This window comes from Desulfotomaculum sp. 1211_IL3151 (genome assembly GCF_036763075.1).
Classification (GTDB): domain Bacteria; phylum Bacillota; class Desulfotomaculia; order Desulfotomaculales; family Desulfotomaculaceae; genus Desulfotomaculum.
Map to the genome: position 1 here is coordinate 38,923 of NZ_JBAIYV010000006.1, position 21,602 is coordinate 60,524.

Sequence of the window (21,602 nt, forward strand, 5' to 3'; positions counted from 1 at the left end):
GGACAAAGCCCTAACACTCAATGATCCTCTTTTCCGTGATAATATATTGCACTGGCTGATCGTACTGTCCCATCCGGTTTGAAAAATCTTGCTTAACTTGCAATTCATAGGCCAAAGCCACGGTAACGGCACCTTTTTTAAGGCGGGGTATGAAACGGTCATAGTACCCGCCGCCGTAGCCCATGCGGTTGCCTTTATGGTCAAATACTGCCCCCGGCACAATAACGAAATCAATCTCCCATGGGTCAATGGGTCGTACCTTATCTGGTGCAGGTTCTAAAATACCATAGGAACCACGGGTAAGGTCGGAAGGGTAATTCACCAACTGAGAAGGGGTCATGGAGCGGTCTACTGTGTTGGCCACAGGAACCACGACCCTTTTCCCAACACCCAAAGCATGCTTAATTAAGCTATTCGTTTTTACCTCATTTCGAAAGTCCAAGTAAACCATGATTGTACCGGCCCCTTGGTAAAGATTCATCCCAAGCAATCTTTCTATCACCTGGCCGCTTTTTTCTATAACTTCCGCTTGAACAAGGGCACTACGTGCTTCCAATACCTGTTTTCTAATTTTATTTTTCTCCATCCTCGTAACCTCTGTTATTAAATAGTATAAAATCCTCCCCCTTTGGGGGAGGATTTTATACTAAATTTGATATACCTTATCACCTGGTACCACACGGACCCCATTCTCCTCTAGTACATGAATGGCCTCATCCACTTGCTCTACCCGGAAGACAATTAAAGCCGCACTGGAATTTTGCGTAACAAAGGCATATAGGTACTCAATATTAATCTCTGCCTTTTCAAGATACCGTAGAATTTGGCTCAAGCCGCCTGGCTGATCCGTAACCTCTACTGCTATGACATCGGTGGAACTAACGGTAAACCCGCCTTCCTTTAAAACCTGATAGGCCAATTCGGGCTTGTTGACAATCAACCGAAGAATACCAAAATCCGTGGTGTCAGCAATGGAAAGAGCCCGAATATTAATGCCATTGTTCCCCAGTACTTCGCTCACATTGGCCAGCCGACCCTTCTTATTTTCCAGGAAAATGGATATTTGCTGTACTCGCAAATGAATACCCCCTTCTTTTTAATTTTACGCTTCCCTTTTATCAATTACCCTTTGGGCCTTGCCTTCACTTCTCGGTAAACTTCTAGGCTCTACTAGTCTTATTTTAGCAGAAATACCCAACACACTTAATATGCGCTGCCGCAATCTTCTTTCCAAAACCTCCAGGCCTGCCACCTTATCCGAAAACATTTTCTGGGATAACTCTACTTGGATCTCCAGATCATCCATGCCCGCTTTGCGATCTACCACAAGAAGATAATGGGGCTCTGTTTCACCAAATTCCAGCAGCACACTCTCAATTTGAGATGGGAATACATTGACACCCCGGATAATCAGCATATCGTCGGTGCGGCCAGTTATGCGCTCCATACGCAGGTGGGTTCTGCCGCAGGCACACTTTTCTTGATGCAGGGCTGAAATATCTCTGGTTCGATAACGGATGACAGGGAAACCCTCTTTGGTCAAGGTGGTGAAGACCAACTCACCCTTTTGACCATAGGGAACGGGTTGCTCGGTCTCAGGATCAATAATTTCTGGGATAAAATGATCTTCAAAAATATGGAGTCCATTTTTACAAGGACATTCCACAGCAACTCCAGGACCTAATACTTCACTTAAACCATAGATGTCATGGGCCCTAATACCCAGTTTTTCTTCCAGTTGGGCCCTCATATTATCAGACCAAGGCTCTGCACCAAAGATACCAACCCTTAGCCGCAGGTTTTTTAGATCAATGCCTGCCGCATGAATTTCCTCTGCCAGATACATCGCATAAGAGGGTGTGCAGGTTAGAATGCTGGCACCAAAGTCTTGTAAGAGCATAATTTGACGAGACGTATTGCCGCCGGAAATGGGTACGATGGTAGCTCCTAAACGTTCAGCACCATAATGAATTCCCAGTCCACCCGTAAAAAGCCCATAGCCGTATGCATTTTGCAGCACATCTTCTTTCGTGCCACCGGCAACCGTAATGCAACGGGCCACCAAGTCAGACCAGATATCCAAATCCTTTTTGGTATAGCCTACCACGATGGGTTTTCCTGTGGTTCCAGATGAAGCATGCATCCGTACAATTTCACTGCGGGGTACCGCAAAAAGGCCAAAGGGATAGGTATCCCGTAGATCTTTTTTAGTAGTAAAGGGCAGATTTTTTAGGTCAGCCAAAGAATTTATATCCCCAGGAGAAATTCCTTTCTCTTGGAAGGCCTGACGGTAAAAAGGAACCGAAGTATAAACCCTTTCCACCAGCCTTTTCAGCCTCTTTAACTGAATGTCTGCCAGTTGATCCCGCGACATTGTTTCATGATGAACATCCCAATATAAAGCCATCTCCTATACCCCCATTTTACCAAATTTTTATAGATCTTATTAAATTAAATAAGAGAACTCTTAAAAAAATAAAAAAATCCCCGTCCCAGCAAGGGACGGAGATACATCCGCGGTACCACCCTAATTGGCCATAGGCCCTACTCACAGATACGGGAGCAATCACCCCGGTAAAGACACCAACAAAACAAAAAACCCCAATCCCAAAGGGACGGAGTTGTTTCCGTGGTACCACCCTACTTGCTAAGAGCCACTTTACCGGTACGGGATATGATCCGATACCTTTTCCCTTTTAACGGCAGGAAGCCCCGTCTGCACCTACTATTCTTTCAGCACAGAAACTCCGGAGGGAACTTCAATCAACCATACCATAAAGAAGCTTCCAGTCTCGACTTCTTTTCCCTGTAAGGCTGGGAATGATTTACTTTTCTCCATCATCGACTTTTCATATCAACTTAAACATTAAGTTACCATAATCTTAGCCCTAAGTCAATAAATTTTACTGTTCGGTTGCTGTGCTTTAATATACACAAGAAAACCCCTTATTTTATAAGTTATTAACAGACTTATCCACATTGTCCACAGGCTTTCTTCCACCGAACAGTGGATAAAGCATCTTTTGGCCGTGGTCCGTGGGACTTGAGCCCTGGGCTGTAAACCTTGGACCTTTGCCTTTGTGGATATATTTTTTCCGTCAGCTTTTTTAATGTACAGCTAGTATTTCTCCTCCCCCAGCGGCAAGCCTGGGACGGCATTTAGGGTTAATGGTGCAAAATCACCCCGGAGGTATTTATAGTAACCTGCACAGGCTATCATGGCTGCATTGTCCGTACAAAGATTGAGGGGTGGAAAAAACACCTGATAACCAGCTGAGGCAGACCTCTCCTGAAGTAATTGCCGCAGCCCTTGGTTTGCTGCCACACCACCCGCCACAACAATGGTTTTAACACCCGTTTCATTGGCTGCCTGGATGGTTTTATCCACTAGGACCTCCACCACTGCCCTTTGGAAGCTGGCAGCCAGGTCGGCTTGGTTTATCTCTTCGTTTAACATCTTGGCTCTATTTAGATAATTAAGTACAGCGGATTTTAGACCGCTAAAGCTAAAATCAAAACTCCCCTCTTCCAGATAGGCCCGGGGAAATTTGATTGCCTCAGGATTTCCGGTTTTGGCCAGTTTATCAATTAGCGGCCCCCCAGGGTAACCCAACCCCATGGAACGGGCTACTTTGTCAAAGGCCTCTCCCGCTGCATCATCACGGGTACGTCCTAGAAGTTTATATTCGCCGCGACTGGGCAAATATACTAGATCGGAATGCCCCCCAGATACCACAAGGCAAAGCAGTGGAAACTGTAACTCAGGCTGGGCTAAAAAGTTGGCCGCAATATGTCCTTCTAGGTGGTTAACACCAATTAAAGGAATATCCAGGCTATAGGACATCGCTTTGGCAGCGGCCACCCCCACCAGCAGCGCCCCCACCAACCCGGGACCATAGGTAACGGCCACCGCACTAAGCTCCGTGGGACCTATTCCCGCTTTGTCCAACGCCTCAATAATAACCGGGTGAACATTTTCCAGATGTTTTCTGGAAGCCACCTCTGGTACTACACCACCAAATTTTTTATGTATCTCAATCTGGGAAGCTATTATATTGGAACGCAGGTCGATCCCATCAACTAGTACCGCTGCGGAGGTTTCGTCACAGGACGTTTCAATACCTAGGATTGTTATGCTCATACTTTCCTCCAATGTTTTTTTATAATTAAAGGTGCGAACCCCTTTCCCTGCCGGAAAGGTCCCTCGCTAATAGCTAAGGGCTATTCAGGGCCATAATCTGGGAATTTCACAAGATCCATCCACATAATAATGGCGTCCTCGTTTGTATCCGTATAGTACTTTTTGCGGAGCCCTCTTTCCTTAAAGCCCAGTTTCTCGTATAGCTTACGGGCTATATAGTTTGAAGGCCTTACTTCTAAGGTCATACGCACGGCACCCCTCATAACTGCCTGACGCATCATTTCCAGCATTAAAACCTTACCTAGCTGATTCCCCCGGCAATTAGGCTGAACAGCAACATTTGTAATATGTGCTTCGTCAAGAACAAGCCACATACCAGCATATGCAACCACTTTTTCTTCTTTGTCTAAAGCTACCTGATAGCAAGCAAAATTATTTTGAGTAATTTCATAGGTAAAGGATTGCTGGGTCCAGGGCGTTGGAAAAGACACCTGCTCAATTTTCAGAACTCCCGGAATATGTTCAATTTTCATCTCCACCAGCCTATAATCCATAGCTTCACCTACTTCCCGCATTTTGCGGCTAACTTTACCTCCGCTTCGGATAAACGGATATAGTCGGCCTTAAGTTCCAAAGGCAATACGCCACCCCCAGCTACCATTTCCAGGTAGCCTAATTCAGCCACCGCAGCACCCCTGGGCAGTTGGCTAGCCTGTGGGCCAAATGCTGCCCGATCCCCCATTAGAGTTTGTATTTCTTCTTGATAAACTGGCACAGCATCCCCTATAAAAGTGATCTTCCCCGGCCATTTATCTAACCTTTGTACTAACTCGGAAATACGAATGGCCAGGGGCCCCGACAAATTCTCCGGTCGCCCAACTCTCCCCTTAAAGATATTGGCATAAACTTCATTTTTACGTGCATTTAGTATTGGACAAAGGATTTGATCCCTGGCAACCAAAGGCAAAGCCAAGGCTTCTAAGGTGGACACCCCAATAACCGGGATTTGCCAAATCCAAGCAAGGGTTTTAGCTGTGGTCATGCCGATTCTCAAACCTGTGAAGGAACCAGGCCCAGCGGAAACCGCCACCCCATTTATTTCCTTAGGGGTAATTCCTGCTTCCTCGATAACAGCCTTAATCATAGGCAATAAATTAACTGAGTGGGTGCGTCGGTTGTTTACCAGACGTTCCGCTAAAATTCGTCCATCCTCTACCACAGCTACCCCAGCCACTGGTGTTGCTGCCTCAATTCCTAGAACAAACAAGTTTAGTCAACTCCTCTACTAGCTGCAAATAACGACTTCCCACAGGTTCAAAACAAATGCTGCGGACTGACTCAGCATTTGAACCCCTAAATAAATTTATATTTAACCTTTCCCCAGGCAGAACCTCCTTTACCCTTTCAGCCCACTCAACCAGGCACACACCTTGTCCATAAAAATAATCTTCATAGCCCAAATCCTCCATATCCTCTGGACCACCCAAACGGTAGACATCAAAATGATAGAGAGGCAATCTTCCTTCATATTCGTTAATTAAGGTAAAGGTCGGACTTGTTACGGTATTGCTAATGCCTAGTCCCTTGGCCACTCCCTGAGAAAAGGCTGTTTTCCCTGCCCCAAGGTCTCCGTTAAGACATAGGATATCTCCAGCCATCAAAAAAGCCGCCAACTTTTCCCCTAATAATTTTGTTTCCTCCGGAGAATGGGTTTTGATATTAAACTTTTCCATCGTTTCTATTTCACCTTCATTCATTCCATCTAAAATCTAAAACCTACCCGACCATAAAGGGCATCCCCTATCTATTTTTTCCAATCAGCCGAACACATAAAATCAAAAACCCCTTTATTGACAAACTATGGTTATTATATCCAAGATCCGAATCCTGTCAAAGCAACTTTTCCATAAAAAAATAAAACTATGCTACTTACGCATAGTTTTCAATACAACTTTGTTGATAGGAATCCTCATTCATCGGTAATTTATCCAACAAATTTTTAACCTCTTCGACATCGAAGGGTTTACTCATACACTTCATAGCACCCTTTTGAATAGCAATGGTTGCTGTATCTTCGGCACTATAGGCTGTCATCATAACTACTTCTGTCAGAGGAGCAATCTTTTTAATTTTGCCGAGGGCCTCTAACCCCCCCATAATAGGCATTCTTACATCCATGAAAACTAAATCTGGTTTAACCATACGAACTTGATCCACCGCTTCGACACCGTTTTGTGCCGTATAAACCCTGTGCCCCGATTCTTTTACCAATATTTCGAGTAGATAACGCACCCCCGCTTGATCATCTACAATTAAAACATCCAGTTTAGGTTTCATTTTTCTACTCCTCCCGACATTATGTGACATAATTCCATATTAGGTACATATTACCATTTACTACTGTGTTTCGACGGGAGTTTGCCAAATCCTTCTAAGAAATAAATTTTTTTAGGAAATTTTTCCTATATCGCCAGTACAGGACAGCCATTTACAAAAACCCTTTCAACTTGATGTTTTGGGTCAAATAATGGTTTGTCAGTAATAATAACATCTGCATCTTTGCCAGTTTCCAGTGATCCCACCCGATCGTCAATGTTCAATAGTTTAGCTGCGTTTATCGTAATCGCCTTGAGGGCCTCCTCTTCTGGCAGTCCTCCTTTGACAGCTAGGCTGGCCGATAAACTTAGCAAATTAATTGGTACAACCGGATGATCCGTCATAATGGCAAAGGGTATCCCCTTATCATATAAAGTCATGGCCGTTGCCAAACTTCTGTTCATCAGTTCAACCTTGGCTCGGTTACTAATGATGGGTCCCACGATAGCCTTCACGCCGGCTGCAGCTAACTGGGGTGCAATTAAATGCCCTTCCGTACAGTGCTCTATCACCAGTTCTAATTGAAATTCCTTAGCAATTCGAATGGCGGTCATAATATCATCTGCCCGATGAGCATGAACGCGCAAGGGGATTTCCCTCTGTAATACCCGAACAACAGCCTCCATCTTTAAATTCCTCTCCGGGGGCAGCGAGTTTTCCTTAGCTGCCCTGTGGATCTTTTCCTGGTAGGTTTGGGCCGCCACCAAAGTTTCCCTAAGCAGGGCCGCCGAGGCCATCCGGGTAACCGGCATCTTATTACCGTTTCCATAAACCCGCTTCGGATTTTCACCGAGTGCACATTTTAGTCCTGCAGGAAAACGTATAATCATTTCATCAACGACTATTCCTGCGGTTTTCATAATAACCATTTCGCCACCTATGATATTGGCACTGCCAGGCCCCGTAACCACGGTGGTAACCCCCCCTGCCAGGGCATCCAGAAAACCTAGATCAGCCGGGTTTACTGCATCGACGGCCCTCAAATGGGGTGTTACGGGGTCCGCTGTTTCATTGGTGTCGTCCCCTTCTATGCGATAGGTTTCCTCCATTATGCCAACATGGGTGTGCGCATCAATTAGCCCTGGCATGACAAATTTACCTGTGGCATCAATGATTTCAGCTTGCTTGGGCAAATCTATATCGGATCCCACCTGCAGTATTTTCCCGTCATCGACTAGGACAATCCCTTTGGGTATAGTCGGTCCGTTCATGGTATACACTGTTCCATTGATAATCGCCAGCATCAATACTCCCCGCCTTCATAAACCAGTTAGTTATTTTTTGAAGCCTGAATAAAGCGCTTAAACAATTCAAAAACACGTTCATTTTTATACCACATGCATTCTGGGTGACACTGTACCCCCAGTACAAAAGAGTGGTTTAAACTCTCAATCCCTTCCACTACACCATCTAGGGACCGGGCATTAACAACAAAACCTTCCCCCACTGTACCAACAGCCTGATGATGATAGGAATTGACCACGATTTTCTCCCCCCAAATCTCCGCCAAGCGACTGCCAGGTAATATATTGATGGTATGTGTACCATACCATTTGGGGGCTTGTTGACTATGTTTTACCGGGTCTTGAATCGCCGTCCCGATATCTTGCAGAATGTTACCCCCGACCGCAATATTAAGTACCTGAATGCCTCGGCAAATGGCCAGCAGCGGTAAATCCTGGGCCAGAGCCAGACGGGTAAGGGCCAGTTCGAATTTATCCCTTGCCGGGCAAATCTCTCCCATATTTGGTTGCGGCTCCTCACCAAATAAAAGAGGATCAACATCAACACCACCCGATAAAATAATGCCGTCCATGGACTTTAACAAGGATTTTGCGTTGTTTTCCGACAAAATGGAAGGTAAAATTACTGGCAATCCCCCAGCTGCCTCCACAGCCTCTACGTAATACTGTCTTAATAATATATTGTGGTTTTGCTCATCATAGGAACTGGTAATGCCAATGATCGGAACCATCTCAAACCTCCTTTTGTAGCCGTCAGCTTTTTTTGCTTATGAAAACTTCGTTATTCTTCGCTGTCGCTCAGGATGACATGAATTGGCTAATAGCCGAAATACCCCTAGCCATAAGCTAACAGCCAATGACTAACGGTGATGGTTAATAAAAATACACCCCTTAGCGGAGTGTATTCATTACACTGTTAGATTTCCACCAGCCCAAGGCTAATTTCAACTGCTTGATCTACCTTATTCATCAAATCATCGTTTAAGGAGGATACTTTCTCAAATAGCCTGCTTTTGTCAATGGTCCTTAGTTGTTCCAAAAGTACCACCGAATCCTTCTCCAACCCACTAACTTTGGCAAGAATTTCTACATGGGTAGGCAGTTTTGCTTTGGCAATTTGCGAAGTAATAGCAGCAATAATGGTAGTGGGACTATATTGGTTCCCAATATCATTTTGTAAAATTAATACCGGCCTAATGCCTCCCTGTTCAGATCCGACCACAGGGCTAAGGTCAGCATAAAAAACATCTCCCCGTCGGATTTGCATGAAAGTTTTATCCCTCCGCTTTGGCCAGCCCAAAACCACTGGAAACATTTTCGATATGCTGGTATTCTATGGCCAACGTCAGATTCAATTTAGCCATTTCCAAATAGCCTTTTTTCATTTGCTCTCTTAAAAGGCGACGTTTACGCTCAGCAATATATAATTTCATTGCCTCCCGAATAAACTCGCTGCGATTGACTCTTTCTTCCTCGACGATATTGTCTACTTCTTCCAGCAGACTGTCGGGTAGGCTAATCATGATTCGTTTAACCTGTGCTTGTGACACCTACCGGACCCCCTTGTTCCATACTTAATACTATATGTTAAATATATACCCAAAAGTGGGTAAATTATGTTAGATCATTGTCCGGGGCATCCTTAGCAGCACTTGGTCCCCTATCCAGACAAATCTTCCCTGTACGCACCATTTCAACGATGCCGTGTTCCAGAAGCATATTACAAAGGGCGTCAATTTTTTCCTCATTGCCGGTTAACTCAATTACCATTGTTTCATTGTTTACATCGACAACATTGGCTCGGAAAATATCTACAATATTTACAATGTCGGCACGCCGGCTTGGCTCATCGGCTCTTACTTTAATTAGAGCCAACTCCCGGTCAATGGAATCAGAAACAGCCAATTCATGAATTTTAATAACATCCACCAGTTTACTAAGCTGCTTAACCACCTGATAAAGGATATTTTCATCACCCTGAACCACCAAAGTAATTCGGGTAATATTAGGATCTTCCGTATAACCCGCAGCAATACTCTCGATATTGAACATCCGGCGACTGAGCAACCCAGAGATTCTTGCCAAAACCCCAGGCTTGTTTAATACTAGAACGGCCAAGCTATGTCTCATAGATAACTCTCCTTATCCCCCAAGACCACTATATTTTAACACTCTGTTATAGCGGCTAGAGTTATTTTTTCTACACACACGTTCTATATCCCTGTATATAAATGTATGTAAAATGTGGTAATGCTATTCGACAACTTTGGTACCACAGTTTGGGCAGAATTTACCTTCCTCCGGTAACTCTGTATTACACTGTGGGCAAGCAGGTGGTTTAGGTGACAATTTATCTATTTGTTCCTTAAAGTTCTGAATTTCTTCTTCAATACCCTTGGTACTTTGACACAGTCTTTCTATTTCCTCCACCAGTTGCTCTTCGCCCTTAAACTTACGGTAATAAAGCTCGCCAATAGCCTCAATGTTGTTTAGAATAATTTTTTCCAGCTTACTAATTTCATAACGCATTTTGGTGACTTCCAACAATTCTCCGGATTTTTTAGTTATTCCCTTTGCCTTTTCCCCAATATCTTTTGCTTTTTCACTAATGTTTTTAATGAATTCCATCCTTCTACCTCCTTTTTTAGGCCAGTTCTAAAATAACTGCACTCTCTTCACAGTTGGGAAACTGGGGGCAGTTAACGCATTCCTTCCAAACCTTTTGAGGTAACATCTCCTTATCAATTAAGTGAAAGCCACACTTAGCAAAAAAACCCGGCTTATAGGTAAGGGAGAACACTCTGGGTAATTCCAGTTCCTTTGCTTCTTTTAAAAAAACCTGCACCAGGGACTTCCCCAGCCCTTGGCGTAAATATTCCGGTGCCACTGCCAATGCTCTTATTTCAGCAAGGTCACTCCAAAGAACATGTAGTGAACCTGCAGCCACAATCTTATTGTCTATTTCTACCACAGAGAATTCTCTTATCCCCTCGTAAAGAAACGTGCGTGCCCGAGCCAACATTAATCCTTCTGCTGCATAATGGGTAATTAATTTATGTATATCCTCTACGTCAGATATTTTGGCTTTCCTTATAAGCACTGTTACACCCCTTAGTAATAAGAATATATATTGTAATATATCAGTTGTATTCGCTTTATTGTACAGATAACCTGCTATATTCAACAAATTTCACGAATGATTTTAAAAATATTATTGTAAGAAATACGGTTTAGGCGGGAACCCGAAGTAAAATCTACACATAAAATGAACCAGGAAGGAGGAAAGCTTATATGTCAGTGGTTGTTGCTAACCCCACCCCCTTACATCAGCACCTATTCACTGGTAGCACCATGACAGATGAAAACCATAGCCATAGTTTTTCAGGAGTTACCGGGCAGGAAATTATTTTGCCCAACTGTTCTGAGCTAGACCATGTCCACGAAATATTCATAACACACTGCTCCTTTTTAAATCTTCATAACCATCAAATAAAAGGTATCACCGGTCCCCCGATATGGGTTTCAGAAACCCAACACTATCATACTATTTGTGGTTGCACACTACCTTGTGCTGCGGATGACCATACTCACAATTTCTTCGGTGCCTCTAGGATTTTCTAAATAAGATACTTATATAGCAAAAACCCCGTCGTTTTTTAACGTCAGGGTTTTTTACCTTAATCCCTATACTTTTGAAAAAGTTTAACCATTAAGGCTCCCGCGACAAAGCCACCAATATGGGCAAGAAAGGCTACTGACTGGGCACCTTGGAAGGTTTGATTCAATATTTGCAAGAGAAACCAAAATCCTAAAAAGTATAAAGCCGGTATATGAATAACTTGAATAAAAATAAATATCGGAATTAGGGTAAGCACCCTGGCATGGGGAAACAAAACAAAATATCCTCCCAATACACCAGCGATGGCACCACTGGCACCAATCAGTGGTGAAGTTGAAGTGGGATCAGAGAAAACATGGGTTAGCGTTGCAATATAACCGGTAAGGAGATAGAACAATAAAAAGCGAAATTTTCCCATGCGATCCTCAACATTGTCCCCAAAGATCCATAGGTATAGCATGTTACTCAAAAAATGCAGCCAACCACCGTGTAAAAACATTGCCGTGGTCATTAGAAGCAGCTGTCCATCTAATCCATAATTAAATAATTCTGCCGGGGTAACACCAAAGGTAAAAATAAGGTTTTCCATGGCGGGACCCAAGGACCACTCAAACAACCAGGCCAAGGTATTTATTATTATAAGGGTTACCGTAACCAGAGGAAATCTCCTCGAAGGGATATTATCCTTTAAGGGAATCACACGTTTAACCTCCAGTTTTTAAATATTATATATCATATTATGTTTAGATTTATGGCAGCGTCATAATATTTTAGAAAAATAATAGGGGAGGGTCGCAATAATACTTTTTTAGTAAGAAGCGACGCCCCCCCTTTATTAATACACCTCATGATTATATGGCATCTATTAAAATTCCCTGGGCCATGAGCCATGGTCCTTACGTCATCAGCCGTCAGCCCTTCGTCCATAACCAAAAGACTTTCAGCCTTTAATAGCACAGCAAAAGAATAAAAATTTAATGTCATCCTAAGCAATAGCGATGGATCTTAGGGCTAACCTTTCCATGCCGAAAAGATCCTTCGCTATCGCTCAGGATGACAAGCTGATGACTAATGGCTGATGGTTCAAAGCCTCAGGCCCCTGGCTCATGGCCATTTTTCAGGATCGTTCTCACGCTAATGCTTGGGACATGGATTTAAAGGGTTAAAGTCTTTCATATACTTGGGCTGTACTTCCCGCCAGGCCTCACCAATGGGCTGCAGATACTGCTCCCCTATCCTTTGCACCTCTCGTTCAAAATCCGCTGCAGTACCTTCACCTTCCACAAGGGTTTGCATCCTTTGGTCGGCATCTTCAGTGAATATCTTATAGGAAATTTTGCCGTTCGCTGTTTCTAGCTTGGCGAATGCTTTAAGGCGTTTGCCTTCAATATCCCCCACCATAATTTTATGGACTTCTTCACCCGGTGTTTTGTAAACATAAAAATCTTGTTCCGGCAGACGTTGCATCGTTTCTCCTCCGTCTCTTTCAAATGTTAAGTTTTCTAATTCTAGCATGCCGCCATTTCACTGGACTCATTCTTTGCATATTAAATGATAAATTCTTTTTTCTTTACGGGGCGGGCTTCTAATTCCGCTTTTTTATCTTCATAGCCTGGTCTACCCAGTAAGGCATAGGTGGCATTCTTGCCTTCCTCTACGCCGGGCTGGTCAAAGGCGTTAATCTTGAGCAGTTCCCCCGTAAAGGCTGTTTCGATTTCAAGTAACTGGATTAACTGTCCAACGGTAAAGGAATTTACCTCCGGTAAGGTAATGGTAAAATTAAGGCGCTGGGATTTCATTAAAGCATATTCCGTAGCCATTTGCTCCGCCGTAATTAGTTCAGAAAGTGTATGCCCTCCCAAAAAGGCTATTCCCTGAATTTGCTCGAAGACCTTGGGAATGTTACATTCCTTACGGTATCGACCAACTGCTAAAAAGGTAACAACTTTATCAAAAGGCCCCTCCGTGTATAACTGCACCTGTGAATGCTGATCTGTGGTTCCCAGGGCCTTAACAGGCGTTTGACCAACAAATACTTCTTCTCCAGTTAGGTCCGTGCGCTTGCCTAGACTTTCCGCCCAAAGCTGGGCATACCAATCGGCAAAATATTTTAATGAATCCGTATAGGGCATCATTACTGAGATATTCTTACCTCTACGCAGGGCTAGATACTGTAGCGTACCCAACATGTAGGCTGGGTTTTGGTAAACATCTTCCCCCTGGCAAATTTTATCCATAAAAGCAGCTCCAGCTAATAGCTCTTGGATATCAATGCCGCATACCGCCGCCGCCAGTAAGCCAACCGGGGAGAGTTCGGAAAAACGTCCACCCACACCCCTAGGAATAATAAAGGTCTTAAAGCCCTCCTGTTGGGCAATCTTAATCAAATTTCCCTTTTCGGCATCGGTGGTGGCAATCATGTGTTTGGCATACGGATGGCCAATTTTCTCTTGCAATAACTTATAAACAATCATAAACTGTGCCATCGTCTCCGATGTGCTGCCTGATTTGCTAATCACATTAAAGACCGTCTTGGCAGGATCAATAATATCAAGGAGATCATGAACCCGTTCGGGATCTACGTTATCCAAAACGTAGAATCTAGGACCCCGACGTTTTTCCGCAGGCAACTCATTATAATGCAGGTGATTAAGGGCAGTTTGCACTGCCAACGGACCAAGGGCAGACCCCCCGATTCCCAGCACCACAAAATTTTCACACCAGGTACGTAATTCTTGGGCTGTCCCTAGAATATCCCGAACAACTTCCGCTTGTTCAAAGGGTAGCTTTCTCCAATCCATTTCTCCCCTGGTCCCTTTAGCTACCATGTTTTGATGTGCTTGGGAAATTTTCACAGCCATAGCATCAATATGCTCTTTACTAAACCCTTCCTCTGAGCCAACAAATTCCTCCATCATATTGTTAAAATCAATAATAAGCTTCATTTCATCCTGCCACTGGGGTTGCTGATACCTCATCATCACAAACCTCCTCAGAAAATACTTTCTATATTTTACTATAACAAACCTAATAATTCCTCCGTAAATATTGTGATAGTTTACCCCATTTTCTGATGCTATTGTCCAAAAATATATGCTTTGTTAGGCAAAGAACCAGGATTATGAAACCTCATCGGATATCCTTTTTTATTAAATCTGTAACATTACGGCTATTTTTACATAATGTGGTAGCAGAAAGAGCTTTATAAAATCTAAGTCTGGAGGTATGAATATGTCCAAGGATGACAAAAAAAATGATCAAGCTAAGGCCCAGGCGGCATCAATGGGACCAGTGGCTGGTCAGCCAGGTATGGGGTACTCCGGTTTCCCAAATATGAACCCTCCTTTCCCCAATATGCCCGGCACACAACCAGGTTTTTGCCCTGGGACACCCTTCCCTGGAATGGTTCTGGCCCAGGCCTATATCCTCATTCAACCCTGTGGCAGCCCACAATTTGACCTGAGAAAAGCACTTGAAGTCGGAACCCTTTATCCCGACCTTTATAGACCCTATCCCTATCCCCATAAATAACTGGAGGTGAATACGGTGGATCTTAATGCTATGCCTCAAAATCAACTCCTTCTGCAAATTATGCAACTAGAATTTGCTGCCGTTGAATTAAACCTTTTCTTAGACACTCACCCTGATTGCCAGGAATCACTGGCACAATTTAATCAGATTCATCAACAATTGATGCAGTGTAAACATGCCTACGAGCAGATGTGCGGCCCACTGATTAATTTTGGTTTTTCGCCAAATGTGGGTAACTGCTGGAGATGGGTTGAAACCCCCTGGCCCTGGGAAATTAAATATTAACGGAAAGGATTTGTGAGTATGTGGCTATATGAAAAGAAGCTTCAAATACCAGTCAGAGTTTGTGGCCCCAATCCACGCCTTGCCAAATACGTCATTACTCAATATGGCGGACCCGAAGGGGAGCTATCTGCCTCATTAAGATATTTAAATATGCGTTATAGCATGCCTACAAATAAAGCCAAAGGGGTATTAACGGATATCGGCACCGAGGAACTGGCCCATATGGAGATTGTTGCCACTCTGGTCTACAAATTATTGGAAGGTGCCTCCGTTGATCAAATAAAAGCTGCGGATTTAGGAGGACACTATGCCACCCACGGCAAAGCATTGTTTTGGCAAGATCCCAATGGGGTTCCTTGGGTTGCCGCCTATGTATCCGCCACCGGCGACCCGGTTGCCGATCTGCACGAAAATTTAGCAGCCGAACAAAAGGCCAGAGCAGTCTATGAAAACCTAATCCGGTTGTCGGATGACCCAGAAGTAACCAATGTTTTACGCTGGCTTAGGGAAAGAGAAGTTGTACACTTCCAACGCTTTGGTGAAACTCTAATGGATGTTCAGGAACATATGAAGCAAAAGAAGTTTTACTAAACGCCTTTGACCCCCCCTTTGATAGCCTCTCGTTACATGCCAAAGGGTTTCCGTGCTCCAGCCACGGAAACCCCTTTTCGTCTTGGTCTTTTATTCTATGTTCGTAATGACCTTCCTAGCCACTCCCGTTTGCTCTGCCACTTCTTCAACAGCCTTTGCCACTGCTGCAGCAACTTCCTCATTAAACACGGAAGGAATAATATTTTCAGCATTTAGCTGCTCTTCACCCACAATACGGGCTAAGGCATAGGCTGCAGCAAGACACATTTCATTACTAATGGTTTTGGCATGACTGTTCAATGCGCCACGGAAGATGCCAGGGAAAGCCAGGGCATTGTTAATCTGATTGGGGTAATCAGACCTGCCAGTGGCAATAACCCCTGAAATATCATAGATCTTCTCTGGTTCTATTTCCGGTTCCGGGTTAGCCAAAGCAAACACAATCGGTTTTTCAGACATATTAAGGATATCCTCCCGACTCAGTAACCCCGGTCCTGAAACCCCGATGAAAACATCGGCATCCTTAATAACCTCTTTTAAACTACCGTGAATACATTCTTCATTTGTATTTTCTGCCAGCCAAATTTTTGCTGGCTGCTTGTTTGGAACATCTCGGGCAAGGGCCCCATTTCTGTCACAAACAATGATGTCACTTACCCCCGCAACCTTTAGCATTTTACAGATAGCCATACCAGCAGCTCCAGCCCCACTTAGTACGACCTTAACTTCGGCTAGTCGCTTTCCTACTACCTTAAGGGCATTGATCAATCCTGCCAGGGCTACGGTGGCGGTACCACGTTGGTCATCATGAAAAACTGGTATATCCAGCAGTTCATTTAGTTTCTCTTCAATTTCAAAGCACTTAGGTGCAGCAATATCCTCTAGATTGATCCCGCCAAAGGCCGGTGCCAGGGCTACCACTGCATCAATAATCTGCTGGGGTTCATGTACATCAAGACAAATAGGCACCGCATCAACATTGGCAAACTGTTTAAATAACACGGACTTTCCTTCCATCACCGGCAAAGCAGCCGTCGGCCCCAGGTTGCCCAATCCCAATATGGCAGAACCATCCGTAACAATGGCCACTGTATTACCTTTCATCGTTAATGAATAGGCCATATCCGGTTCTTTCGCTAGAGTTTCCGATATTAGTGCCACTCCCGGAGTATACACCAGGGACAGATCTTCCCAGTTTTGAACGGGTCTTTTAGCATTTATCTCAATTTTACCACCCAAATGCCTGGTAAAAACTCTATCCGCCACATGAATAATTTGGACAAAGGGAAATTCTTTCAGTGTAGCCAACATCGTGTCAAGATGGCTTTTATCCTCCAGGCGTATCATCAACTCTCTGGTTGTATGGGAAGGAGTAGCCGAAACCAAATCAATGGCACCAAGACTGCCACCTTCTGAGGCAATAATACTTAGTACCTGAGCCAAATTGCCAGGTCTGTTAGGTAGTTTTATTCTGATCGTTACATTAGGAGAAAGTACCATGTTGAAAACCTCACTTTGTTATGTTTTTGCTGCCGTGCTTCCATGGAATGAATAGCTGCATTTCTTAAAAATATTACAGATAAAAACCTAAAATTAATTATAATCCTATTTTGAATTTTTATTAGGTAAATTTCTAAAAATAGTTCTTGATTTTTTCCTAACGATACAGTATTACAGTATTATATAAAATTAACTACCGAGGGGTTGGCCGATTATTATGAAAATTACCATTATCGGTGCTGGAAAAGTAGGGTTTGAGACAGCCCGCCGTTTATGTGAAGAAGGCCACGATGTTCTGGTGGTTGATAAGGATGAAACTAAGCTGGCAAGGGTGGACGAACAGCTGGATGTTATGATTTTAAAGGGAAATGGAACCACCGCTCAGGTACTAAGGGATCCTTATGTGGTTGACAGTGATTATTTGTTAGCTGTAACTAGCAGCGATGAAGTTAACATTATTGCCGGTATGACAGGTAAACGACTGGGCATCTCCAAGTGCATTGTCCGGGTACGGGACCCCCATTATGCCATGGATTCTTCCTTTTCTAGAGAGGATTTGGGACTTGATTTAATCGTCAACCCGGAATTTGCAGCGGCCCGGGAAATTGTTCGTATGCTGACGATGGCCTTGCCCGTTCACACCGAGCCCTTCGGTCAAGGCAAAGTACAATTGGCCGATATTGCTGTGGATGAAAAAATGCCTCACCTTGTTAATAAACATATTAAAGATTTAGATATGCCGCCTTCCTGCTTAATTGTTGCTATTTCCCGCCGGGGAGGTATGATCGTTCCTGGTGGTATGGACATCGTTTTACCGGGTGACACCCTTTATGTATTGGGGTTACCCAGCAGTATTGACACTTTGGTATCAAAGGTTAAAAAATGCCGCCAGAAAAAGATGCATAGCGTTTTGATCCTTGGTGGCGGCCGCTTAGCCTATTACTTAGGAAACAGGCTCTGTTCCCTTGGTATGGCAGTGAAGGTTATTGAACAGGATTACAATAGATGCCAGGAGTTGGCTGAAAGATTACCGGAAGCTCTTATTTTACATGGCGACGGTACCGATGTGGATTTACTAAACCGGGAAGGCATTGAGGAAACAGACGGTTTTGTTGCTGTGACCGGTTTAGACGAAGAAAATTTGCTAATATCTTTGTTAGCAAAACAAATGGGGGCTAAAATGGTGGTGGCTAAGGTTAGTCGAGCCAGTTATGCACCCATTGTCGAAACCCTTGGTGTGGATGCTGCCGTTAGTCCCCGTTTAATTACGGCCTCGGAAATTGTTCGCTTTATCCAGGGCGGCAGGCTATTATCATTGGTTATGCTGTTAAATGGCAAGGCAGAGGTGGCGGAATTAATTGTTCCCTCCAGCAGTCGTATTATTGGTAAACCATTGGCCAAATTGGGTTTGCCAAAAAACATTATCGTGGGTGCAATTTTAAGGGGCAATCATGCCATTATCCCCGAGGGTACGGAAAAGATTTTGGCCGATGATAGAATTGTTGTATTTGCCATGGGACATCCATTAAGCACCATCGAAAAGCTATTTGGTGTGGGAGGAAAATAATATTTATTAATAACCACAACTTGCTATCGTCTTTTAGCGCGGGCCATCTTTTAGTAGGTTTTTTTACTTTTCGTTATGCGTTAAAATTTTCCAAATGTGCAATACTAAAGATACCTTAATTTTTTGATCTAAGTTATAAATTATTTGCAAATTGACATTTTTTTTGTTTTAATAAAGTTAGTGTGATTTTTTACGGCATATTAGGAAGGAGCAATAGAAGTGAAATTCCCCACCCTTACAATTGGTAAATTTACTCCAAAATACCCTATCATCCAAGGGGGTATGGCGGTTCGAGTTTCAACCGCTCCGCTGGCCGGAGCTGTTGCGGAAGCTGGCGGTATAGGTGTCATTGGTGCCACCGGTATGGAAGAACAAGAACTACGGGATGAGATCCGTGAAGCCCGCAGAATCTCCCCCAGCGGTATCATTGGTATAAATATCATGTACGCAGCCAGGGAGTTTTCTAAAATTGTGCATGCTGCCATTGAAGAAAAAATTGATATTATTTTTACTGGTGCTGGGTTTTCCAGGGATATTTTTGGTTGGGGCAAAGAATCCAATACTGCCATTGTCTCCATTGTTTCTTCCGGAAAGGTTGCTAAAATGGCAGAAAAATTAGGTGCTGCAGCAGTGGTAGCAGAAGGCACCGAAGCCGGCGGACATTTGGGAACCGATCGTTCCGTTAAAGAAATCCTGCCTGAGGTTAGAGCAGCCGTTAAAATTCCGGTTATTGCCGCCGGCGGTATTGTCGACGGCAAAGGCATTGCAGAAATGATTCGCCTGGGAGCAGACGGTGTTCAAATGGCCACTCGTTTTGTCGCCAGTGTAGAATGTACTGTTTCCGATGCCTTTAAGAAACTCTACATAAATTCTACCGCCGATGACGTAGTGGAAATCCTTAGCCCCGTTGGTCTACCCGGTAGGGCATTAAAAAATAATTTTGTTACACGGTTTTTTAATGATGACGCTCCGAAACCAGAAAAATGTGGGGCTTGTTTAAAGCATTGTTCTAAATCCTTCTGCATTATGCAAGCCTTGATGAACAGCCGTGATGGAAAAATTGACGATGGGCTTGTATTCTGTGGCCAAAATGTTAGTAAGATAAAGGATATTTTACCTGTTAAGGTTATTTTTAACCAATTAATTTCAGAGTTCAATAATGCCTAGTATTGAAAGAATTGATTGATTTTTCCTTTTATGGGGGGTATACTTAATATACCTCTAAGTTTTACTGCGCTGACTTGGCTATCTCCTCCCGAAAAATGGATCGGTGTCAGGATATCGGTAGTTCGTATGGTTGGCCCCGGAGAATTTAGGGAGATTATTTATTCGGAGGAGATATTTGGTGTTTTCCGACAGAAATCTAACATGCCGTGATTGTGGCGCAGAATTTGTATTCTCTGCTCGTGAGCAAGAATTCTTTGCTGAAAAAGGTTTTCAGAATGATCCTTCCCGTTGCCCTTCCTGCCGTGCAGCACGTAAGCAACGGATGCAAGGCAACGAGGGATATCGTCCCCAGCGTCAAATGTTTGAAGCAGTTTGTGATGAATGTGGCTGCACCACACAGGTACCTTTTCAACCCAGTGGTACCAAGCCGGTTTATTGCCGCGATTGCTTTAACCGCGTAAGACAATAATTAGTTAATTAACCGAGTGCGGATAAGCATTCGGTTTTTTATTAGAAAAGCGAATGCTTTTCTATCCGGATAATAGCTTTCTATTATCCTTGTTCGGATGGTGCCCACCAGCGGCATAAGCGTCTTATACTATCTGATTGTGCTTAAAAAAAAACGCCTGGAAGGCGTTTAACTATTTATAGGGATAATTCTTCTTGATATATTTTTCTTGAAATCTCACCACCTCTAATAGCTTCTTCATAATCGACCTCTTCCTCAAACCCTTCACCCATCAAGAATTCAATCGAAACACCACAGGTATCCGCGATAAGATTTAACGGTTCCCATTCAGGATAAAATTGTCCCTTTTCAAGCTTTTGAACCCATTTTGATGTTTCCCCGATCTTAAAGGCAAGCATTTTTTGGGTAAAATCTTGTCCACTTCGTTTGGCCCTATGTTCCCGGGCTCTTTTTACTTTGAGGCCTAATTCTTTTGGGCTATACACTTTGCTGATGCCTCCTTATTAAAAATCCTATTTATATTATTTGTTTTCACTCCAGAGGTATGAGTGGTAAATTTTCTTATACATTTGTCAAATAATTTGGATGTTACAAAGGTTAAAAAGCTTTGCACCTGGATTTGAGCTTATTTTTAGACGCAATTTCCACTTTTGGTTATTTAATACTGTTACAGATACATAAGATATATTAAGAATATGGTAAGGGAGGTATTTATTTTGCGTAGACATAAAACCATAACCATTAGTATCCCGGAAGACTTAATTGAATATTTGGATAGGAAAATCTCCCAAATTAACCGAAACTCCTTTGAAGAAACCAACCGTAGTCAGTATATCCGCCTACTAATTAAAAAAGATATGGCCAGTGTAATCATTCCCCCAGAGAACAAATCCGTTGCCCCGGAAGTGAATAATGATCTGGCTTTATCCGACCTAGATTATTATAGTTCTCTATTGGATATGGGGAGGTATAAACGATGATGTAAAATAGAGTAGGGAAACCAGTCTCCTGGCTTCCCCCTCATCAAACCGTACGTGCCCTACTAAGGCATACGGCTTACCAAGTGTGATTTGACGTTATAAAGTGTACTGCGCTACTCGTTGGGCATACAG

The 21,602-nt window shown here is 43.5% G+C and carries 28 protein-coding genes and 1 other annotated feature; of the genes, 8 read left to right on the plus strand and 20 right to left on the minus strand.

Annotated elements, in window-relative coordinates; all coding sequences use genetic code 11:
- Positions 1–10: 10 nt before the first annotated feature.
- The 15 genes from V6C11_RS00755 to V6C11_RS00825 all read right to left on the minus strand — a co-directional run bounded on the left by V6C11_RS00755 (position 11) and on the right by V6C11_RS00825 (position 10,861).
- Positions 11–586, minus strand: a complete 576-nt coding sequence (locus V6C11_RS00755; protein WP_333529166.1) for a 5-formyltetrahydrofolate cyclo-ligase — start codon at positions 584–586, stop codon at positions 11–13.
- A gap of 60 nt (positions 587–646) precedes the next feature.
- The gene (locus V6C11_RS00760) at positions 647–1,078 is read right to left on the minus strand and encodes an ACT domain-containing protein (protein WP_333529167.1); all 432 of its coding nucleotides are present in this window, start codon (positions 1,076–1,078) and stop codon (positions 647–649) included.
- Between the two features lie 24 nt (positions 1,079–1,102).
- On the minus strand, positions 1,103–2,407 hold the full coding sequence (locus tag V6C11_RS00765) for a phenylacetate--CoA ligase family protein (protein ID WP_333529168.1): 1,305 nt from the start codon (positions 2,405–2,407) through the stop codon (positions 1,103–1,105).
- A gap of 201 nt (positions 2,408–2,608) precedes the next feature.
- Positions 2,609–2,851, minus strand: a binding site (T-box leader).
- 267 nt (positions 2,852–3,118) lie between these two features.
- Positions 3,119–4,141 (minus strand): tRNA (adenosine(37)-N6)-threonylcarbamoyltransferase complex transferase subunit TsaD, encoded by a 1,023-nt coding sequence (gene tsaD, locus V6C11_RS00770; protein ID WP_333529169.1) that lies wholly within the window; start codon positions 4,139–4,141, stop codon positions 3,119–3,121.
- Positions 4,142–4,221: 80 nt separating this feature from the next.
- Positions 4,222–4,695, minus strand: a complete 474-nt coding sequence (gene rimI, locus V6C11_RS00775; RefSeq protein WP_333529170.1) for a ribosomal protein S18-alanine N-acetyltransferase — start codon at positions 4,693–4,695, stop codon at positions 4,222–4,224.
- An 8-nt stretch (positions 4,696–4,703) separates the two neighbouring features.
- Positions 4,704–5,408: a tRNA (adenosine(37)-N6)-threonylcarbamoyltransferase complex dimerization subunit type 1 TsaB gene (gene tsaB, locus V6C11_RS00780; RefSeq protein WP_333529171.1), complete on the minus strand. Its 705-nt coding sequence runs from the start codon at positions 5,406–5,408 to the stop codon at positions 4,704–4,706.
- Positions 5,389–5,898, minus strand: a complete 510-nt coding sequence (tsaE, locus tag V6C11_RS00785; protein WP_333529173.1) for a tRNA (adenosine(37)-N6)-threonylcarbamoyltransferase complex ATPase subunit type 1 TsaE — start codon at positions 5,896–5,898, stop codon at positions 5,389–5,391. The genes tsaB and tsaE overlap by 20 nt, the downstream gene beginning before the upstream one ends.
- A 172-nt stretch (positions 5,899–6,070) precedes the next feature.
- On the minus strand, positions 6,071–6,478 hold the full coding sequence (locus V6C11_RS00790; protein ID WP_333529174.1) for a response regulator: 408 nt from the start codon (positions 6,476–6,478) through the stop codon (positions 6,071–6,073).
- Positions 6,479–6,603: 125 nt separating this feature from the next.
- Positions 6,604–7,761 carry an amidohydrolase gene (locus V6C11_RS00795; RefSeq protein ID WP_333529175.1) on the minus strand — a complete coding sequence of 386 codons (1,158 nt, stop codon included), beginning with the start codon at positions 7,759–7,761 and terminating at the stop codon, positions 6,604–6,606.
- A gap of 26 nt (positions 7,762–7,787) precedes the next feature.
- Positions 7,788–8,492, minus strand: a complete 705-nt coding sequence (locus V6C11_RS00800) for a gamma-glutamyl-gamma-aminobutyrate hydrolase family protein (protein ID WP_333529176.1) — start codon at positions 8,490–8,492, stop codon at positions 7,788–7,790.
- Positions 8,493–8,677: 185 nt separating this feature from the next.
- Positions 8,678–9,028, minus strand: coding sequence for a type II toxin-antitoxin system PemK/MazF family toxin (locus V6C11_RS00805; protein ID WP_333529177.1), 351 nt, complete (start codon positions 9,026–9,028; stop codon positions 8,678–8,680).
- A gap of 7 nt (positions 9,029–9,035) precedes the next feature.
- Positions 9,036–9,311, minus strand: coding sequence for a CopG family ribbon-helix-helix protein (locus V6C11_RS00810; RefSeq protein WP_333529178.1), 276 nt, complete (start codon positions 9,309–9,311; stop codon positions 9,036–9,038).
- A gap of 64 nt (positions 9,312–9,375) precedes the next feature.
- Complete coding sequence (ilvN, locus tag V6C11_RS00815; RefSeq protein ID WP_333529179.1) at positions 9,376–9,891, minus strand: acetolactate synthase small subunit; 516 nt, start codon at positions 9,889–9,891, stop codon at positions 9,376–9,378.
- A gap of 123 nt (positions 9,892–10,014) precedes the next feature.
- Complete coding sequence (locus V6C11_RS00820) at positions 10,015–10,389, minus strand: zinc ribbon domain-containing protein (protein ID WP_333529180.1); 375 nt, start codon at positions 10,387–10,389, stop codon at positions 10,015–10,017.
- A gap of 16 nt (positions 10,390–10,405) precedes the next feature.
- Positions 10,406–10,861 (minus strand): N-acetyltransferase, encoded by a 456-nt coding sequence (locus V6C11_RS00825; RefSeq protein WP_333529181.1) that lies wholly within the window; start codon positions 10,859–10,861, stop codon positions 10,406–10,408.
- Between the two features lie 191 nt (positions 10,862–11,052).
- On the opposite strand from V6C11_RS00825, the gene V6C11_RS00830 reads away from it, so the two are divergent.
- Positions 11,053–11,382, plus strand: coding sequence for a YmaF family protein (locus V6C11_RS00830; RefSeq protein ID WP_333529183.1), 330 nt, complete (start codon positions 11,053–11,055; stop codon positions 11,380–11,382).
- Positions 11,383–11,438: 56 nt separating this feature from the next.
- On the opposite strand, the gene V6C11_RS00835 is transcribed toward V6C11_RS00830, so the two are convergent.
- From V6C11_RS00835 to V6C11_RS00845, 3 genes are all read right to left on the minus strand, one after another.
- Complete coding sequence (locus V6C11_RS00835) at positions 11,439–12,080, minus strand: rhomboid family intramembrane serine protease (protein ID WP_333529184.1); 642 nt, start codon at positions 12,078–12,080, stop codon at positions 11,439–11,441.
- A gap of 434 nt (positions 12,081–12,514) precedes the next feature.
- Positions 12,515–12,847, minus strand: a complete 333-nt coding sequence (locus V6C11_RS00840) for a hypothetical protein (RefSeq protein WP_333529185.1) — start codon at positions 12,845–12,847, stop codon at positions 12,515–12,517.
- Between the two features lie 80 nt (positions 12,848–12,927).
- Positions 12,928–14,361 carry a glucose-6-phosphate isomerase gene (locus tag V6C11_RS00845; RefSeq protein ID WP_333529186.1) on the minus strand — a complete coding sequence of 478 codons (1,434 nt, stop codon included), beginning with the start codon at positions 14,359–14,361 and terminating at the stop codon, positions 12,928–12,930.
- A gap of 250 nt (positions 14,362–14,611) precedes the next feature.
- Between V6C11_RS00845 and V6C11_RS00850 the strand changes: the two genes are divergently transcribed.
- Genes V6C11_RS00850 through V6C11_RS00860 form a run of 3 tightly spaced genes read left to right on the plus strand, consistent with a single transcriptional unit; the run spans position 14,612 to position 15,787 of the window.
- Entirely contained in the window at positions 14,612–14,911 is a 300-nt protein-coding gene (locus V6C11_RS00850; RefSeq protein WP_333529187.1) for a spore coat associated protein CotJA, read from the plus strand.
- Positions 14,912–14,941: 30 nt separating this feature from the next.
- Entirely contained in the window at positions 14,942–15,196 is a 255-nt protein-coding gene (locus tag V6C11_RS00855; protein WP_333529195.1) for a spore coat protein CotJB, read from the plus strand.
- A gap of 18 nt (positions 15,197–15,214) precedes the next feature.
- Positions 15,215–15,787, plus strand: coding sequence for a manganese catalase family protein (locus V6C11_RS00860; RefSeq protein WP_333529196.1), 573 nt, complete (start codon positions 15,215–15,217; stop codon positions 15,785–15,787).
- A 90-nt stretch (positions 15,788–15,877) separates the two neighbouring features.
- Here V6C11_RS00860 and V6C11_RS00865 read toward each other — a convergent pair whose 3' ends face one another.
- Positions 15,878–17,287, minus strand: coding sequence for an NAD-dependent malic enzyme (locus V6C11_RS00865; RefSeq protein WP_333529188.1), 1,410 nt, complete (start codon positions 17,285–17,287; stop codon positions 15,878–15,880).
- 217 nt (positions 17,288–17,504) lie between these two features.
- On the opposite strand from V6C11_RS00865, the gene trkA reads away from it, so the two are divergent.
- The 3 genes from trkA (at position 17,505) to V6C11_RS00880 (ending at position 20,490) form a co-directional block, all read left to right on the plus strand.
- Positions 17,505–18,854, plus strand: a complete 1,350-nt coding sequence (gene trkA / locus V6C11_RS00870) for a Trk system potassium transporter TrkA (protein ID WP_333529189.1) — start codon at positions 17,505–17,507, stop codon at positions 18,852–18,854.
- 219 nt (positions 18,855–19,073) lie between these two features.
- The gene (locus V6C11_RS00875) at positions 19,074–20,021 is read left to right on the plus strand and encodes an NAD(P)H-dependent flavin oxidoreductase (RefSeq protein ID WP_333529190.1); all 948 of its coding nucleotides are present in this window, start codon (positions 19,074–19,076) and stop codon (positions 20,019–20,021) included.
- Positions 20,022–20,199: 178 nt separating this feature from the next.
- Complete coding sequence (locus tag V6C11_RS00880) at positions 20,200–20,490, plus strand: zinc-ribbon domain containing protein (protein WP_333529191.1); 291 nt, start codon at positions 20,200–20,202, stop codon at positions 20,488–20,490.
- Between the two features lie 176 nt (positions 20,491–20,666).
- Here V6C11_RS00880 and V6C11_RS00885 read toward each other — a convergent pair whose 3' ends face one another.
- On the minus strand, positions 20,667–20,975 hold the full coding sequence (locus V6C11_RS00885) for a helix-turn-helix domain-containing protein (RefSeq protein WP_333529192.1): 309 nt from the start codon (positions 20,973–20,975) through the stop codon (positions 20,667–20,669).
- Positions 20,976–21,206: 231 nt separating this feature from the next.
- On the opposite strand from V6C11_RS00885, the gene V6C11_RS00890 reads away from it, so the two are divergent.
- Positions 21,207–21,470, plus strand: coding sequence for a ribbon-helix-helix domain-containing protein (locus V6C11_RS00890; protein WP_333529193.1), 264 nt, complete (start codon positions 21,207–21,209; stop codon positions 21,468–21,470).
- Positions 21,471–21,602 lie beyond the last annotated feature (132 nt).

Excerpts from the sequence above, each read along its gene's own strand:
- V6C11_RS00755 (WP_333529166.1), bottom strand. The coding sequence starts at position 586 with ATGGAGAAAAATAAAATTAGAAAACAGGTATTGGAAGCACGTAGTGCC.
- V6C11_RS00765 (WP_333529168.1), bottom strand. The coding sequence starts at position 2,407 with ATGGCTTTATATTGGGATGTTCATCATGAAACAATGTCGCGGGATCAA.
- tsaD (WP_333529169.1), bottom strand. The coding sequence starts at position 4,141 with ATGAGCATAACAATCCTAGGTATTGAAACGTCCTGTGACGAAACCTCC.
- rimI (WP_333529170.1), bottom strand. The coding sequence starts at position 4,695 with ATGGATTATAGGCTGGTGGAGATGAAAATTGAACATATTCCGGGAGTT.
- tsaE (WP_333529173.1), bottom strand. The coding sequence starts at position 5,898 with ATGAATGAAGGTGAAATAGAAACGATGGAAAAGTTTAATATCAAAACC.
- V6C11_RS00790 (WP_333529174.1), bottom strand. The coding sequence starts at position 6,478 with ATGAAACCTAAACTGGATGTTTTAATTGTAGATGATCAAGCGGGGGTG.
- V6C11_RS00795 (WP_333529175.1), bottom strand. The coding sequence starts at position 7,761 with ATGCTGGCGATTATCAATGGAACAGTGTATACCATGAACGGACCGACT.
- V6C11_RS00800 (WP_333529176.1), bottom strand. The coding sequence starts at position 8,492 with ATGGTTCCGATCATTGGCATTACCAGTTCCTATGATGAGCAAAACCAC.
- V6C11_RS00805 (WP_333529177.1), bottom strand. The coding sequence starts at position 9,028 with ATGCAAATCCGACGGGGAGATGTTTTTTATGCTGACCTTAGCCCTGTG.
- ilvN (WP_333529179.1), bottom strand. The coding sequence starts at position 9,891 with ATGAGACATAGCTTGGCCGTTCTAGTATTAAACAAGCCTGGGGTTTTG.
- V6C11_RS00820 (WP_333529180.1), bottom strand. The coding sequence starts at position 10,389 with ATGGAATTCATTAAAAACATTAGTGAAAAAGCAAAAGATATTGGGGAA.
- V6C11_RS00830 (WP_333529183.1), top strand. The coding sequence starts at position 11,053 with ATGTCAGTGGTTGTTGCTAACCCCACCCCCTTACATCAGCACCTATTC.
- V6C11_RS00840 (WP_333529185.1), bottom strand. The coding sequence starts at position 12,847 with ATGCAACGTCTGCCGGAACAAGATTTTTATGTTTACAAAACACCGGGT.
- V6C11_RS00845 (WP_333529186.1), bottom strand. The coding sequence starts at position 14,361 with ATGATGAGGTATCAGCAACCCCAGTGGCAGGATGAAATGAAGCTTATT.
- V6C11_RS00850 (WP_333529187.1), top strand. The coding sequence starts at position 14,612 with ATGTCCAAGGATGACAAAAAAAATGATCAAGCTAAGGCCCAGGCGGCA.
- V6C11_RS00855 (WP_333529195.1), top strand. The coding sequence starts at position 14,942 with ATGCCTCAAAATCAACTCCTTCTGCAAATTATGCAACTAGAATTTGCT.
- V6C11_RS00860 (WP_333529196.1), top strand. The coding sequence starts at position 15,215 with ATGTGGCTATATGAAAAGAAGCTTCAAATACCAGTCAGAGTTTGTGGC.
- V6C11_RS00865 (WP_333529188.1), bottom strand. The coding sequence starts at position 17,287 with ATGGTACTTTCTCCTAATGTAACGATCAGAATAAAACTACCTAACAGA.
- trkA (WP_333529189.1), top strand. The coding sequence starts at position 17,505 with ATGAAAATTACCATTATCGGTGCTGGAAAAGTAGGGTTTGAGACAGCC.